We start from the raw sequence: 15,578 nt of genomic DNA, 5'->3' as shown, positions 1-15,578 counted from the left end.
AAGATCAGCGGAATCGGGTCGGGACGGCCTCGGGCCAGGCGACCTCGGTTTCGAGCGCGGCGGCCAAGCGCAGCAGGGTCGCCTCGTCGAAGGGGGCACCGATGAACTGCACGCCGATGGGCAGGCCGTTAGGTGCGATGTGGACCGGCACGCTGATGGCGGGCTGGCCGGTGATGTTGCACAGCAGCGTGAACGACACCATCAGGAGCGCGCTGGGCTGTGCGGTCGCGAAGTGCCGGTTCGCCTCTTCGACGACGAGGCCGAGCGGCGGCGGCTGGCACGCCATGGTGGGTGTGAGCAGCACGTCGAAGTCGCGCCGCCATTGCGCGACGATCCGCCGGGACTCGATCTGCAGCCGCGCCGCCATCTGGGCGTACTCGCCTGCGTGGACGTCCTTGATCCGCTCCCACCGGTGCCGGTTGTACGGCTCGGCGAGATCGGGGTCGTCGAAGGGGTGCACGTAGAGGGACGCGGGGATGACGATGTCGACGTAGGACTGCGCCGCCTCGGGGCTCAGCAGCTCCGGTGCGACCGGATGGACGTCGTGGCCCATCCCTTCGAGGAGAGTCGCGGCGGCCATGGCGGCGTTGACGCACTCGGGATCGACCGGCAGGCCGGTGGGCGCGTCGAGCAGCAGGCCGATGCGGAGCCGGCCCGGGTCGGTGCCGGGCTCGCCGGCGAAGGGCCGCTCCGGGCGCGGCGCCTGGAACCATCCGTGCGGATCGGGCCGGGAGATGACGTCGAGGATCACCGCGGCGTCCTGCACGTACCGGGTGATCACTCCTTCGGTGGTGCCGTACTCCCACCACGACTGGACCCGCTGGGGAACCCGGGCCCGGCTCGGCTTCAACCCGACCAGGCCGCACGCGGACGCCGGCGTCCGCAGCGATCCGCCGCCGTCGTTGCCGTGCGCCACCGGGGCCAGGCCCGCGGCCACCGCCGCAGCGGCCCCGCCGCTGGAGCCCGCGGGCGAACGGTCGAGGTCCCACGGGTTGGCCGTCGGGCCGTAGCGCGGGTTCTCCGTCACCGTCATCGTGCCCATCTCCGGCGAGTTGGACCTGCCCATGAGAATGCAGCCCGCGTCCAGGAGCAGATCGACGATCAGCTCGTTCTCGGTGCGCGGGGTGTCCCGGACGCCGAGCGAGCCCATCGTGTTGGGCTGCCCCGCCACGGACGTGAGGTCCTTGATCGGCAGCGGGACGCCGTGCAGCGGCCCGAGATCCCGGCCCGCCGCGACGGCCTGGTCGGCGGCCTTCGCGGCAGCTCTGACCTCGTCGTCGTTGCGCCAGACCAGGGCGTTGAGCTCGTCGTTGTAGCGGTCGATCCGGTCCAGGTAGGTTTCGGCGACCTCCGACGCGCTCACCCGGCGCGAACGGACTGCCTCGGCGATCGTCACTGCGGAGCCGAACGGATTCATGGGAGGTCCCTCGCGTTCCCGTAGAGCCAGTCGATGCGGCGGTAGTCGTCCAGTGACCGAGTGGTCAGCAGTTCGTTGCGCAGGAGCCGGGCCAGACCGTCGGCATGCCATATCTCGCCCCAGGTCCTGGCCGACGTCTGGATGCGGGCGGTGCGGGAGGCGCGCAGCCGCTGGGTGGACAGGAGCGCGGCGGGCCAGTCCGCGCGCATGCGGCCGTTCTCGGAGACGGTGTGCTCGACGGCCGCGGTGGCGACGGTGTGGGCGTCCTCGATCGCCTGGCACGCCCCCTGGGCCAGGTACTGCAACATGGGATGGGCGGCGTCGCCCAGCAGGCCGAGGCGCCCATCGACCCAGCGCTCCATCGGCGGCCGGTCGTACATCGGCCAGTTCCGATCCCGCCACAACGCGCCCAGCGATCGCCTGACGTGCTCGCAGCAGTGGGCGAACGCCGCGTCGAGGTCGGGGGCCGGGTCCCCGTCTCCGTCACCGCCGGTGCCGGTGCCGGTTCGCAGCACCGCGACCTGGTTGATCTCCTCGCGCCCGCGAAGCGGATACTGCACCAGATGGCATCCCGGGCCGATCCACGCGACCACAGCGTCCAGATCGATGTCCGTGGTGATCGAGCCCACGGGTACGACCCCGCGGTAGGCGACGTAACCGGAGTCGATCGGTTCGTCGTCGAACAGCCCGGTCCGCAGGGTGGACATGAGTCCGTCCAGGCCGAGCACGACCGAACTCTCGTAGACGGCGCCATCGGCGCAGTACGTGAGCGCCGTGTCGCCGCCGGGGACGACCCGTTCCACGAGCCGGTCGGTCTCCATGGTGACCCCGGCCTTCTCACAGGCCTCGACGAGGATTCCATGCAGGTCGCTGCGGTGCACCACCACGTAGGGCGCCTGGTAGCGCCGGCGGAACGCCTCGTCCAGTTCCAGGCGCGTGAGCTCGGAGCCGGTGACGGCGTCGCGCAGGACGAGCCGGGCGGGCGTCACACCGGCGGCGACGACCTGGTCCAGCAGTCCCCATTTCCGGAGCAGCCGGGTGGCGTTCGGGGCGAGCTGCAGTCCGGCCCCCACCTCGCCGAACTCGGCGGCGCGCTCCAGGACGTGGACGGTATGTCCCTCCCTCGCGAGCGCCAGGGCCGTCGCGAGTCCGCCGATGCCGCCCCCGACGACCAACACCTCAGGACGCGGCCGGGGATACGCGTCGTTCCTCGTGCCGCCCTTCCAGGATGTGGAGCTCATCGGAGCCACCCCGAATCGGCCACCGGCATGCGCGGCTGGACTGTCGTCGACGCGAGAGGCCAGACGCTGAAGTCCGCGTGCAACCGCCGGAGATCAACAGAATCGGCGCTCTTAGGCGCAAACTGCATCCACTCGGGTGACAGATCATCCGGTTCGATACTCGGATGTGAACCAGGCAACATGGCAGCACGATATGACGCTGTTCCAGATAGGCCTACACTATTCTGCTATGGAGAACAAACCGCCGTACCCCCTCCAGTCGGTGGACAACGCGCTCCGGCTCCTCCAGCTTCTGCGCGACCACGGTGTCCTGCGGGTGAGCGAGGCCGCCGAGGAACTGGGAACGGCCCGTTCCACGGCGCACCGGCTGCTCGCGATGCTGGTCTACCGGGGGTTCGCGATCCAGGACGACAGGCGCGGCTACGTGCCGGGACCCGCCCTGTCCGCCCCGAGCCTTCTCGGCGGGCCGCGCAGGCAACTGCTGCGCCGTGCCCTGCTCCCGCACATGGACGCCCTGTGCGACCGGGTCAACGAGACCGTGAACTTCATGATCCGGGTCGGCGTGCAGACCCGCTTCCTCGCCACGGTGGAGGCCCACCAGGTCCTGCACGTCGGTGACCGGCAGGGCACGATCCTGCCCGCTCACCTGTCGTCGGGCGGCCAGGTCCTGCTCGCCGAGCTGAGCGAGTCCCAGCTCGCCGAGCTGTACCTGGCCGACGGTTCCGCGGAGAGCAGGGCCACCACGCCCGACGCTCGCGAGGACGTCAGGATGCCGGCCACGGAATTCCAGCGATTCCTCAAAGCGCTTCGCGCGACGCGTGAGCGCGGCTACGCGCTGAACATCGAAGCCACCGAGGCCGGGATCTGCGCCATCGGCGCGGGCGTGACCGACGGGTCAGGCTCGCTCGTCGGCGCGCTGTCCATCGCGGTGCCCGCGTCCCGTTTCGCCCCGGACCGGATCGCCCCGCTGGTGATGGAACTCCGGCGCACGGCCGAACGCGCCCGTCCCGACATTGACCTGCACCTCATGTAGCCCGGCCGATCGATGCGCGAGGGACCCGGCATGGCGGCCACCGCGCGCGCTGAGCGACCGGGACATCCGACTACGGAGGGGCTTGAGCCCGAAAATACCGGGCCTTCACCCAGCCGACGCGTTGCAGGTCGTTCGGAGTTCAGGGTGTGAGAGCGCAGGCCCCAGCGGGTGGGCACGGTCACGGCGTTCTACTCAGCTCGCTCGCGAGGGCGGCGATCGTTTCTTTAGGGTGGGTCGATCCGGGGAAATAGGCGCAGACCCGCTCGGCCACGTCGCCGAAACGAGCCCTGATCTCGGCGGCGCATTCGGCCGGCGTTCCGGCGACCGCCAGAGTCCGCACCATCGTGTCGTCGATCAGACCGGCCATCGTCATGATGTCGCCGGTCTTGGACAGCGCCTTCAACTCGGGTTGCAGATCCCCCCAGCCCTCGATGTCCAGGACCGGCTTGTACGCCGGGGTCGACCCGTAGAACGCCAGCAGTGCCTTCACCCCGAAGGTCGCGGCCGCGATCTCCTCGGGAGTGTCACCCATCGCGACGATCGCCTGCGGGTACACCTCGATCCGCTCGCGACCCGCCACCTCCAGGCCCTCGGCCACGGCCGGGAGTGTGCGCTCGCGGAAATGCCGATGGCTGTGGAACGGCATCACCAGCAGCCCGTCGGCGACCTCGGCCGCGGTCCGGGTCATCACCGGGCCCAGCGCGCCGAGCAGGACCGGCGGAACACCGTAGGGGTTGGGTCCGGGGACGAACGTCGCGGGCATCAGGGTGTGCTTGGTGAACTCGCCGCGGAAGTCCAGCGGGGTGCCGTCCTGCCAGGAGTTCAGGATCGCCTTCACCGCGAGCACCGTCTCGCGCATCCGGGCGGCCGGTTTGCTCCAGGTCGAGCCGTACCGGTTCTCGATGTGCGGCTTGATCTGCGAGCCCAGCCCGAGCCGGAAACGGCCCTTGCTCAGCAGATGCAGGTCGTAGGCCATGTTGGCCAGGTTCATCGGGCTGCGGGGGATCGCGATCGCGACGTTGGTCATCAGGTCGGTCGGCGGTACGTCCGATGAGCCGGCCGCGACGATCAGCGGCAGGAACACATCGTGCGGGCCCTCGAAGGTGAACAGGCCGTCCACCCCGGCGGCGATCAGCGCGCGGGCACGCTGCGCCGCCTCATCCGGCCGGCCGTCCAGTTGCACATCGAGTTTCACTGACCGATCTCCGTTCCGCGCGGCGCCACGCGTCCGCGGGCGACGGGCTGGGATTCCGGAATGAGCCTCGCATGCTCACCGAGCGGCACACCGTGCGGGCTCCGGAAAACCCACCCACGTCGGCGGTTTCGGCAGGCGCAGGGGAAGTACCGACTCGGCCGGCTCCCGCTACTCGAGGACGGCGCCCTTCGACGCCGACTGGACGAGCTTTGTGTACTTGGCGAGCACGCCCCGCGTGTACGGGTGCGGTACGGGCACCCAGTCCGGCGTCCGCCGGGCGGCGAACTCGGCGTCGCCCACGAGGAGGTCGAGCCGCTTGCTCTTCACGTCGAGTCGGACGCGGTCGCCATCGCGCACGAACGCGATCGGTCCGCCGTCGACGGCCTCGGGTGCGACGTGCCCCACGCACAGCCCCGTCGTCCCGCCGGAGAACCGGCCGTCGGTGACCAGCAGGACGGTCTTGCCGAGGCCCGCGCCCTTGATCGCCCCCGTGATGGCGAGCATCTCGCGCATGCCCGGCCCGCCCTTCGGGCCCTCGTACCGGATGACGACGACGTCCCCCTCCGTGATGGTGCCGTCCTCCAAGGCGTCGAGCGCCGCGCGCTCGCGCTCGAACACGCGAGCCGTGCCCTCGAACACGTCCTCGTCGAACCCGGCCGACTTCACGACGGCCCCTTCGGGCGCCAGCGACCCGTGCAGGATCGTGATCCCGCCCGTGTGGTGGATCGGGTCGTCGAGCGCCCGGAGGATCTTCCCGTCCGGGTCGGGCGGGTCGATGTCGGCGAGGTTGCCGGCAACGGTCCGCCCGGTGACGGTGAGCGCGTCGCCGTGCAGCAGCCCGGCGTCGAGCAGGGCTTTCATGACGACGGGCACTCCACCGACGCGGTCGACGTCGTTCATGACGTACCGGCCGAACGGCTTGAGGTCCCCCAGGTGCGGCACCTGGCCCGCGACGCGGTCGAAGTCGGCGAGCGTGAGGTCCACCTCGGCCTCGTGCGCGATCGCGAGCAGGTGCAGCACGGCGTTCGTCGAGCCGCCGAACGCCATGACGACGGCGATCGCGTTCTCGAACGCCTCCTTGGTCAGGACGTCGCGCGCAGTGATCCCCTGCCGCAGCAGGTTCACGACCGCCGCTCCCGAGCGGTGCGCGAACGCGTCACGGCGCCGGTCCGCCGACGGCGGCGCGGCCGACCCGGGCAGCGACATCCCCATCGCCTCGGCCACGGACGCCATGGTGTTCGCCGTGTACATGCCCCCGCAGGCGCCCTCGCCCGGACAGACCGCGCGCTCGATGCGGTCGACGTCCTCGCGGCTCATGAGCCCGCGCGCGCACGCCCCGACGGCCTCGAACGCGTCGATGAGCGTGACGTCCTTCTCGGTGCCGTCGGAGAGTTTGACCCATCCCGGCATGATCGAGCCCGCGTAAAGGAACACGCTCGCGAGGTCGAGCCGGGCGGCGGCCATGAGCATCCCGGGCAGCGACTTGTCGCACCCCGCGAGCAGGACCGTCCCGTCGAGGCGTTCCGCTTGCACGACGGTCTCGACGGAGTCCGCGATGATGTCGCGGCTCACGAGCGAGAAGTGCATGCCCTCGTGCCCCATCGAGATGCCGTCGGACACGGAGATCGTGCCGAACTGCAGCGGGTACCCGCCGCCGGCATGCACGCCCTCCTTCGCCCCCTGCGCGAGCCGGTCGAGCGACAGGTTGCACGGCGTGATCTCGTTCCACGAGCTCGCGATGCCGATCTGCGGCTTGGCGAAGTCCTCGTCGCCCATCCCGACCGCGCGCAGCATGCCGCGCGACGCCGTCGCCTCCAGCCCGTCCGTGACCTGACGTGAGCGTGGCTTGAGGTCGGCACCTGCGCTGATGCCCGGCTCTGCCGGCGGCATGGCTGACATACCACGACCCTACATACCGGTATCCCGCACCTCCCGACGACGCGTTGCGAAAGCTGCTCGTTCCAGTGAGGAGGCCGGACCGCCCGCTGATCGTGCTCCCTCATCGCGTCCGGAACCACCCGGCAGGGGCACCGCGCACAGGGAACGAGGGGACGGCTCCGCCATGCCGTGACCTTCCCCTCGTGCTGTGCTCAGGCACCCTAGAACCGACCCCGCAGACCGGACAGTGCGTTGACGAGTTGATGTGTGTCGACGCCGACGAAAGCGAACCCCGAGTCCAGGGTCGGCGGGGGCGATTTCCGGGCCGGTACCTCCACCGGAACCGGTTCATGGTCCGGTGCGGGTGCGTCAGCACGACGGCGCACCTCGATCGTGACGGCGGCTGTGCCCTCGCTGAGCACGAGCCGGCCGTGGGACCAGAGCAGCCGCGTCCGTCGGACCCTGGACGCTCTGGCGGACGGCCGGCACGGCGTGCTGATCACCACCGGCCCGTTCACCGTCGGTTCCACGCCCGACCCGGCCGGGGCGTCGCTGGCTCCGTACGTGCCGCACCACGTCGTCCTTCCCGAAGCGTCCGTCGTGATCACCCACGCGGGCCACGGCACCGTCACCGCGGCCCTATCCCACGGCGTCCCGATGGTCTGCCTGCCCAACTTGCGGCCGACCAGCCCGCGTTGGCCCGCCGGGTCGCCGAACTCGGCGCCGGGATCGTCCTCGACGGCGACGCCGCGACACCGCCCGCCGCCTCGCCGAGGCGATCAAGCCCGCACCCGGAACGGACGGAATCGCGTCGCGGCTCACGGATCTCCTGGCCGCGCGGTGAGGCAACGCGAGAACGGCCTCCTCGGACGGGACTCGCGGCTCCTGGTGCCCCGCGCACGGCCCACGGATTGCCCGTCTGCTTCAAGATGGTGCACAGCGGCGCAGCCGGCGCGCGACTCCTGGACACCTATGAGGTGGAACGTAGGCCGGTCTGTCAGCTGACCGTCGAGCAGGCGTACGACCTCGCCGACGGTCCTCGCGCGCCATGAGCCGGGGTCGAGCTGATCCTCCGGGTGGTGCCCGCACCGACGCGCCGTTTCAGGCCGAGCGACTCGTCCTGGACGTGGGGTCGATCGGGACCTCAGCGGTCAGGGTGAAGGGGGCGGAGCGGCGCAGGCGGTGAGGGTGTCGATCAGCGTGGCGCGGAGGAGGGCCACCTTGTAGGCGCTCCGGGGCGAAGGGCTGCAGCGGGCGGTCGCCAGGTCTGCGGCCGCGGCCAGGGTTTCCTCGGTGGCGGGTTTGCCGAGCAGGGCTTCGGCCGCTTCGGGAAGGAGGAGGGGTGTGCGGGCCACTCCGCCCGCGGCTATGGCGGCGGCGGTGATGGTGTCGCCGTCGAGGGTGAGGCGGGCGACGGCTTCGACCAAGGGCCATTCCGCCATCTCACGGGCGGTGGCGCGGCGGTATGCGGCTCGTTCGGTCGGCGCGGGCGCGGGCATGAGGACGGCCTGGAGGATCTCGCCGGACTCCAGACGATGGTCGCGTGTCGGGTCACCGCCGTCCCCGTACAGTTCGGCGATGCCCAGCGGGGAGCGGTCGTGGACCTCGGCGGTGGCGGTGTAGGTGAGGAGAGCCGCGGCGAGTGAGGAGGGGTGGGGGGCGATGCAGGGGCCTTGGCCGATGACGGCCGAGTACAGGTGGGCGCCCTCGCGGGCAGGGCAGCTGCCGCCTCCCGTCTGGTGACACGTGAAGGCGGGATTGCGCAGGTACCAGCAGCGGTTGCGCTGGAGGAGGTTGCCGCCGACGGTGGCGACGTTGCGGATCTGCGGGGTGGCGATGGCGGCGGCCGTGGCGGCGAGCGCGGGATAGGCGGCGGTCAGGCGGTCGTCGGCGAGCAGGTCGGCGATGGTGGTGAGGGCGCCGATGCGGGCGGAGCCGTCCGGTCGCCAGGCGGTGCCGCGCAGGCCGGGGATGCCGAGCAGGTCGACCGGAGGGCGGGTCGCCCGGGTCATGACGTCGGTGCCGCCGGCGCGCAACTCGCCGCCGGTGTCGCGGACGGCTCTGGCGGCGGCCTCGATGGTGGTCACGTGCCGATCCCCTCCAGCAGCAGGTCAGGCCGGATGGGCAGGTCGTGCGGGCGCCAGCCGGTGGCATGTCTGACGGCGTTGCCGATCGAGGCGGCGACCGCCATGGTGCAGATCTCGCCCAGGCCGACGCCGCGGCCGGGCACGTGGTCCCAGCCCTCGGTGTGGAAGTACACGTCGATCTCCGGAGTGTCGGCGATGCCGGGGATGCGATAGTCCTCCAGGTTCGCGGTGAGCACGGTGCCGGTGGCCGGGTCCTCGTGGCGCTGCTCGAACAGGGCGTAGCCGATGCCCTGGATGATTCCGCCCTCGCACTGACTGCGGGCCAGCCGGGGGACGTAGACATGACCGGCGGCCACCCCGCTCCAGACGCGGGTCGGCCTGACACGGCCGAGCAGCGTGTCCACCTCGACCTCGGTGACGACGACGGCTCCCGAGAAGCCCCGGCCGATGGCGAAGTGGTCCAGAGCGAAGGGCGTGACGTATCCGCGGCGGTCCCGGGGACGCCTGCCGACGACCTGGAGCCTCTCGGCCTCGTCGAGGGAGCGGGCGCCGAGGGCCTTGCGGAGGCGACGCGCCGCGTCCTGGGCCGCCGGGCCGATGGACGGGGTGGAGCAGCTGCTGGCGGCGGACGGCCCATGGGCGTGGTCGCTGCGACCGAGTTCGACGCGCACCTGACCGGGCCGCAGGCCGAGCGCGGACCGCACGACCTCGGCGATCACCGAGCGGCTGCCGGTCCCGATGTCCTGAGTGGCGATGCGGGCGACCACGGCGCCCTGCTCGACCGTCAGCGAGACCTTGGTGCCCGGGTCGAGGAAGTACATGTAGTTGGCGGCCGCGACGCCGACGCCGCGGCGGAGACGGCCGTCGCCGGGATCGGTGCGGTCGCGCCACATGGGCAGGGCCGAGGCCCGGTCGAACAGCGCGTGGCGCTTGGCGTTGCCGTCCCAGCGGCGGCGCAGCGCGATGGGATCCTCGCCGCGGCGCAGCGCCACCTCGTCCACGGTCTGTTCCAGCGCCCACAGCATCGGCGGCAGGCCGGGGCCGCGGAAGGGGATGCCCGGGGCGCGGTTGGTGACGTGGTCGTAGTCGCGGATCCGGCGGGGCGCGTTGCCGTAGAAGAACCGCGAGTGCCAGGCCGCGTTGGACCCGATGGAGACGCCGGAGTCGCCGTGGGCGTCCATGGTGAAGGCGGACAGCCTGCCGTCGGCGTCGGCGAGGAGTGCCAGCTCGATACGCACCCCGGGGCGGGTGCCGCCGTCGACGAGTTCCTCCGGCCTGCTGAGGACGACCCGGACCGGCACGCCGTGCAGGCGGGACAGTTCCACGGCGGCGACCATGTCGGAGGTGACGTTGACCTTGGAACCGAAACCGCCGCCCACATGCTCGGCCACGACATGGCCCTGCTCTGGGCGGAGTTTCCAGCGCTTGGCCGCCTGTTCGGCGACGCGGGTCACGGCCTGGGTGGACAGGTGGAGATGCAGATCACCGCCTTCCCACCGGGCCACGCAGCCGTGCGGCTCCATACAGGTGTGGGCCTGCACGGCGGCGGTGAAGGTGGCCTCCACCAGGGATCGGCCGTCGTCGTTCCGAGCCTTCTCGATGCGCTTCACGGCCGTGCGGCCGCGCCAGCTCATGGCGGCGGGTCCGCGTACGTTGCCGTTCCACTTGGCGGATGCGAGCGGGCCTTCGTTGGCGCGCGGAGCCCCCTTACGGGACTCCTCGGTCGGGTAGACGACGGTCTCGTCCTCCGACGACAGCACCGTGGGCAGCACCGTGTAGTCCACCTCGACCCGCGCCGCGTCCGCGAGAGCCTCAGCCTCGGTGGGCGCGGCGACCGCGGCCACCGGCTGGCCCACATACCGGACGGTGCGGTCCGGCGGCAGCAACTCGGCCAGCAGACCGTCGTGCCGGATCTCCCCCACCTTCGCGTGCGGGTGCGGCGACCGTACGATCACACCTTCGAGCTGCCCCTCCAGGGCAATGTCCGCCGTGTACCGCGCCGCGCCCGTGATCTTGCTGAGGGCCTCCACGCGTACCGGCGTCACCGCGCCCTCGTCGTGTCCGTCACCGTCGTGCTCGCCCGCGCACGCCGCCGCGACCGCCTCGTAGACGCCGGCGTACGCTCCGCAGCGGCACAGGTGCCCCGCCAGGGCATCGGCGATCTGTTCGCGGGACGGCTCGGCCGTGCCGTGCTCGGCCCTCCACCGGTCCATGAACGCGGCCGCTTCCACCACGAAGCCCGGCGTGCAGTAGCCGCACTGCAGCGCGTCATGCTCGGCGAAAGCCCGCTGCACCGGATGGTCGCCGCCGAGCCCCTCCACGGTCGTGATCTCGCGGTCCGCCACCGCCCCGGCGGGCATCAGGCAGCTCGCCGCCGTGCGGCCGTCCACCAGCACGGTGCAGGTGCCGCACACGCCCGTGCCGCAGGCGACCTTGGTCCCGGTCAGCCCCATCCGCTCTCGCAGCACCCGCGCCACGGTCTCCTCGGGCTCGACACCGACGTCGACGAGTTTGCCGTTGAGGCTGAATTCCATTCGCGCTCCATGCGGCGCCGGGTCCTGATCAGCGCCATCGTGGCACAGCGAACTGCGCAGATCACCACTTTGAGACGATCTCACCTCTAAGATCGTCATCGACGACCCAGCGCCCACGGCAGACGGGATCCACGTGTCGCAACAGCCAGGCGTGCCACAGGGGATCGACCCGAACACCCCGAACGTGGCCCGCATGTACGACTACGTGCTCGGCGGGCCCCCGGCAGCCACCTCGTCATCTCCCACAGCACCCTCGACGACCGCCCCGCCGAACTCGTCGAGATCATCGAGGCCGCCTACGAGAACGCCTCGGCGCCCATGGTCTTCCGCGACCGCGACCAGATCCTGCGCCTGTTCAACGGCCTCACCCTCGTCGAACCGGGCCTGGTCAAGGTCAACCGGTGGCACCCCGACGACACCGAGACCGCGGCGAACGGCGGCGCCTGGGTCTACGGCGGCATCGCCGCCAAATGACCGCACGAGCCGCCTGAGCTCCGCCCCGATCCCCCGGCGATCCGTACTCGATGCCGGCATCGGCCAGGACGGCGTCGAACGCCTCGGGGAACTTGCCGTCGCGGTCAGCGGATCAGGAACCGTGCCCGGCAAGCCGTGTCCTCCAAGTCCATGACCAGGTTGCGGGCCGCCTGCGCCACCCGCGACGCGGTCGGATGGGCGGTTGCGCCCAGGACCCGAATCCGGCGGGTGTGGTGTTCGATCACCGCCAGCACGTACATCCGCGCACCCGTGAGCGTGACGGTCTCCATGAAGTCACACCCCAAAGCGCCTCGGCCCGCGAGCGCACAAACCCGGCCCACGCGGCCGCGGAACGCTCGGGTGCCGGATCGATCCCGGCGCCCTTGAGGATCCCCCCGACGGTCGAGGCGGCCACCCTTGACACCGAGCACCAGCAACTCACCGTGCACCCGCCGGCACCCCCGACTCGGGTTCTCCCGCACCAGGCCAAGGACGAGGGCCCGAATGGAGCCAACGGCCGGTGGGCGGCCCGGCCGCCGGGGTTTCGAACGGGCAGCGCGCCGGCCGGCAGTCCGGGGGCGGTCTGGGCGGCAACGCCGACCGACAAGGCATCGGCCTGGTCGGTCTTGCGGCCGTGACCGGTCGCCCGGAAGGCGGAGGCGGCGATCCAGACCGCCGACCTCATCGGCGCCTGGATCGATTCGATCAGCATTCCGTCCCCCGACATCGAGCAGATCAAATCCGAGGCCGACGCGCGGTATCAGGGAGAGTTTCTATTAAGGCGGCGGCGAAGGAACGAGCGGCCTGCGCTTCGACTCCCTCGAACCCTGAGTCCGGCGGCCGGACCGGGGCCTATGCGTCCGCCATCAGGGCGGCTGCGACGGTCGCGAGGTTCATCCGGACGATCCCGTGCGCGAGCTCGCCGTCGATGGCGTCGAGCGTGTCGCCCGCGGTGTGGACGTTCTGGTTGGCGCCGTCCGCGCCCTCGATCGTGAGGACCGCCGGGACCAACGCGTCGATGAACGGCACGTGGTCGCTGTTGAAGGGGCGCAGCGACGTCTGCACCCCGAGCGAGGTGTAGGTCCCCGCGGCCGCGGCCAGCTCGTCGATCAGCCCCCGGGAGATCTCACCGCCCTCCAGCAGGACGGTCGGCGCCGTCGTGTTGAGCGTCGCGATCATGTCCATGTTGACGACCGCGCTGATGCCGCCGAGCTGGCCCGGGTCCAGGGACGCCACGTACTGAGTGCTGCCGAACAGGCCCTCCTCCTCGCCGCCGAACAGGATCAGCCGCAGGTCGTGCCTGGTCTCGCGCGTCGCCAGCACGCGGGCGATCTCCAGCAGCCCGGCCGCGCCGCTGCCGTTGTCGTCGGCGCCCGGCGCGGGTGCGGCGGGCCCGCCCTCCAGGTTGATCGAGTCCAGGTGCGCGGTGACGACGACGACGTCGCGGGGCGGGCGGGAAGGCGCGAGCTGTTCGGCGACGATGTTGGCGCTGCGCCCCGGCCCGACGTCGATCGGCATCTCCGTGACGATGTAACCGAGGTCTCGCAGCCGCTGCCCCGCCGCTGCCGCCGCGTCGCGGAACCCGGTGCTCAGCGAATGGCGGGTGCCGAGCTCCACCAGCCGTACGAGCAGGTCCCGGTAGGCCTCCTTCGACACCTCGTCCACCAGGCTCCTGATCTCCGGGTCGGGTTCACGGGCGGACGGCGCCACGCTCTGGAAGACCACCTCGCCCGGAGGCAGCGGCTCCACCCGGTAGCAGACCTCCGCGTGCGGGCGGAGCCGTGCGCGGTACTCCTCGTCGAGGGCGACCACGAGGTAACGGCCCTTGTCGACCAGCACTGAGACGTCGGGGTGTTCCCGCTGGAACACCCGTCCGACCTGGGTCACCAGCCGCAGGTCCGCGGCCGGGCCGGGCGCACCGCCCTCCTCCAGCGCGATGCCGGCCGAGCGGGCGCGGTCGCGGGCGGCGTCCCAGGGCACCCCGTCCTCGGCCCAGTACAGCACCGCGTCGTCAAGCCGGACCCAGTCCAGTCCTGGCGCCGCGATGCACACCTGGTCCCGGTCATCGGACAGGTGCGCGATACCTGTTCTCATGGCATGCCCTCGCCGTCCTCATTTCGCGATCGTCAGTCTGTCACCGGTCCGGGAGATGACGGTGATGCCGAAGGACGCGCCGCGCCCGTCGGGAAAGGTGACGTCGATCCGGTCCGCTCCCCGCCTCTCCCAGCGGCCCCGCACCTCGTACAGGCGGTCGTCGGGTCCGGGACGCCGCTCGGCGAACGTGCCGTCCGAGCGGAACTCGATGCGACGCCGCGGGCGCCGCGCGGGACGGACCGGCTGGTCGGCCGGCCGGTACACCGCCGTGGCGGGGGTGTCCTCCTCGAAGGCGTGGACCCAGGCGCCCGTGACATCGGGCGGTGCACCGTTCATGCGACCTCCTGGCATCCCCGGCCGCTCATTCGCCGGAGCGGTGGCCGACGAGGCCGAGCACGTTCTGGATGTCGGCGAGGACCTCCCTGGTCAGCCGCTCGGAGTCGTGGAGGAGCCGTTCGACGTCGCCGTTGTGCGCCGCGGGACCGGCCGCACCGGCCGTCACGGCCTGCCCGGCGGACGCGGCCTGCCCGGCGAGTGCGGGCTGGCGCGCGACCAGGAACGATGCCCGTGCCCCCTCCAGGCAGGCGTTGATCCGCTCGCGCTGGCCCTCGGTGAACATGAACATGCAGTCGTCGTCGACGTAGTCCATGTAGTTCATGAACATGTCACCGTTCGGCGCGTTGTCACACGTGATGCGCGGGAAGGATGGCTTTCCGACGTTGCAGTTCGCCTGGACCGGCGTGTCGGCCACCCGATCGTCGTTGCTGCACGCACCGTCGTCGTCCCCCCAGATATGGAACAGGTCGAGCCAGTGGCCGATCTCGTGAGTCGCGGTGCGGCCCCCGTCGTACGGGGCCGCGGCGGTGCCGGTCGTCCCGAAGGCCGAGTGCAGGATGACCACGCCGTCGGTCTGCGGTGGGCCGCCGGGGAACTGCGCGTAGCCCAGCAGGCCGCCGCCCAGCTGGCAGACCCACATATTGAGGTACTGGTCGGCCGGCCAGGGATCGGAGCCACCGGTGGCAGTGGACTTCACCCCGTCGTCGACGTCGAAGTCGGTCTGGTCGGTCTCAACCCGGACGATCCCGTCGGTCGGGCCGCCGAACGGATCCACCGTCGCGAGGGCGAACTCGATCTGGGCGTCCGCGATCAGTGACCGCCACACGTCCGGTACCTGCGACACGTCCGGGTTGGTGGCCCGGAAGTCCTTGTTGAGGACGTCGATCTGGCTGTTGATCTGCTCACCGTCGATGTTCTGGCCCGGGCTGTTCGGATTGTGCACGACGTGGACGACGACGGGGAGGGTGAGCACCTTCCTGCGGACGGAGCTGCGCCGTCCGGTCTCGTACTGGAGCGCCCGACTTTCGATTCGCGCACGCTGCGCGCGGTAGGTCATGCTCTCGTTCAGCAGCCGCCGGTGGACCTGCATGGCTCCGCACAGATCACGCCGTGGTGCCGGGAAGGAAGTGTTTTCGGTCATGGCGGTCCCCTCCGAGTTACGCGGTGGCCCGCGACGCCTGCGCCGACCCTCTCCGCCTGTGTCAGGAGCCCTACCAACCCGTGCTCACCCGATAAGCCCCACAAAGCGCAAACGCTCCCTAAATGCCCAGCTCTACCCCTTTCACTCC

General features: G+C 71.2%; 12 protein-coding genes and 1 pseudogene. 3 read left to right on the top strand and 10 right to left on the bottom strand.

Annotation, left to right across the window (positions count from 1 at the left end):
* Window positions 1–4 precede the first annotated feature (4 nt).
* Complete coding sequence (locus tag ACTWPP_RS19605; protein WP_443105731.1) at window positions 5–1,417, bottom strand: amidase; 1,413 nt, start codon at window positions 1,415–1,417, stop codon at window positions 5–7.
* Entirely contained in the window at window positions 1,414–2,658 is a 1,245-nt protein-coding gene (locus tag ACTWPP_RS19600; protein WP_443105730.1) for an FAD-dependent oxidoreductase, read from the bottom strand. Before ACTWPP_RS19600 ends, ACTWPP_RS19605 begins: the two co-directional genes overlap by 4 nt.
* 229 nt (window positions 2,659–2,887) lie before the next feature.
* Here ACTWPP_RS19600 and ACTWPP_RS19595 point away from each other — a divergent pair, with 229 nt between their 5' ends.
* The gene (locus ACTWPP_RS19595) at window positions 2,888–3,691 is read left to right on the top strand and encodes an IclR family transcriptional regulator (protein WP_443105729.1); all 804 of its coding nucleotides are present in this window, start codon (window positions 2,888–2,890) and stop codon (window positions 3,689–3,691) included.
* Window positions 3,692–3,869: 178 nt separating this feature from the next.
* Here the strand turns inward: ACTWPP_RS19595 and ACTWPP_RS19590 are convergent, their stop codons facing one another.
* A complete protein-coding gene (locus ACTWPP_RS19590; RefSeq protein ID WP_443105728.1) occupies window positions 3,870–4,886 on the bottom strand; it encodes a TIGR03617 family F420-dependent LLM class oxidoreductase in 1,017 nt (338 codons plus the stop codon).
* Window positions 4,887–5,054: 168 nt separating this feature from the next.
* Window positions 5,055–6,785 carry a dihydroxy-acid dehydratase gene (gene ilvD / locus ACTWPP_RS19585; protein ID WP_443105727.1) on the bottom strand — a complete coding sequence of 577 codons (1,731 nt, stop codon included), beginning with the start codon at window positions 6,783–6,785 and terminating at the stop codon, window positions 5,055–5,057.
* A gap of 246 nt (window positions 6,786–7,031) precedes the next feature.
* Here ilvD and ACTWPP_RS19580 point away from each other — a divergent pair, with 246 nt between their 5' ends.
* Entirely contained in the window at window positions 7,032–7,769 is a 738-nt protein-coding gene (locus ACTWPP_RS19580; protein WP_443105726.1) for a glycosyltransferase, read from the top strand.
* Between the two features lie 146 nt (window positions 7,770–7,915).
* Here the strand turns inward: ACTWPP_RS19580 and ACTWPP_RS19575 are convergent, their stop codons facing one another.
* Both ACTWPP_RS19575 and ACTWPP_RS19570 read right to left on the bottom strand, forming a co-directional pair.
* Window positions 7,916–8,851: an FAD binding domain-containing protein gene (locus ACTWPP_RS19575; protein ID WP_443105725.1), complete on the bottom strand. Its 936-nt coding sequence runs from the start codon at window positions 8,849–8,851 to the stop codon at window positions 7,916–7,918.
* A complete protein-coding gene (locus ACTWPP_RS19570; RefSeq protein WP_443105724.1) occupies window positions 8,848–11,385 on the bottom strand; it encodes a molybdopterin-dependent oxidoreductase in 2,538 nt (845 codons plus the stop codon). Before ACTWPP_RS19570 ends, ACTWPP_RS19575 begins: the two co-directional genes overlap by 4 nt.
* Before the next feature lie 210 nt (window positions 11,386–11,595).
* Between ACTWPP_RS19570 and ACTWPP_RS19565 the strand changes: the two are divergent.
* Window positions 11,596–11,859: pseudogene (locus tag ACTWPP_RS19565) on the top strand (SAM-dependent methyltransferase); the annotation flags it as partial.
* Window positions 11,860–11,963: 104 nt separating this feature from the next.
* Here the strand turns inward: ACTWPP_RS19565 and ACTWPP_RS19560 are convergent.
* The 4 genes from ACTWPP_RS19560 to ACTWPP_RS19545 all read right to left on the bottom strand — a co-directional run bounded on the left by ACTWPP_RS19560 (window position 11,964) and on the right by ACTWPP_RS19545 (window position 15,430).
* Complete coding sequence (locus tag ACTWPP_RS19560) at window positions 11,964–12,149, bottom strand: hypothetical protein (RefSeq protein WP_443105723.1); 186 nt, start codon at window positions 12,147–12,149, stop codon at window positions 11,964–11,966.
* A gap of 562 nt (window positions 12,150–12,711) precedes the next feature.
* Window positions 12,712–13,953: a M28 family metallopeptidase gene (locus tag ACTWPP_RS19555; protein WP_443105722.1), complete on the bottom strand. Its 1,242-nt coding sequence runs from the start codon at window positions 13,951–13,953 to the stop codon at window positions 12,712–12,714.
* A gap of 18 nt (window positions 13,954–13,971) precedes the next feature.
* Window positions 13,972–14,289, bottom strand: coding sequence for a hypothetical protein (locus ACTWPP_RS19550; RefSeq protein WP_443105721.1), 318 nt, complete (start codon window positions 14,287–14,289; stop codon window positions 13,972–13,974).
* A gap of 25 nt (window positions 14,290–14,314) precedes the next feature.
* Window positions 14,315–15,430, bottom strand: a complete 1,116-nt coding sequence (locus ACTWPP_RS19545; RefSeq protein ID WP_443105720.1) for a zinc metalloprotease — start codon at window positions 15,428–15,430, stop codon at window positions 14,315–14,317.
* Between the last annotated feature and the right edge of the window lie 148 nt (window positions 15,431–15,578).

This window comes from Actinomadura sp. 3N407 (assembly GCF_052245875.1).
In the GTDB taxonomy this organism is placed as follows: Bacteria; Actinomycetota; Actinomycetes; order Streptosporangiales; family Streptosporangiaceae; genus Spirillospora.
Note: the sequence above shows the minus strand (reverse complement) of the source record. Positions and strands in the feature narration are given on the sequence as shown.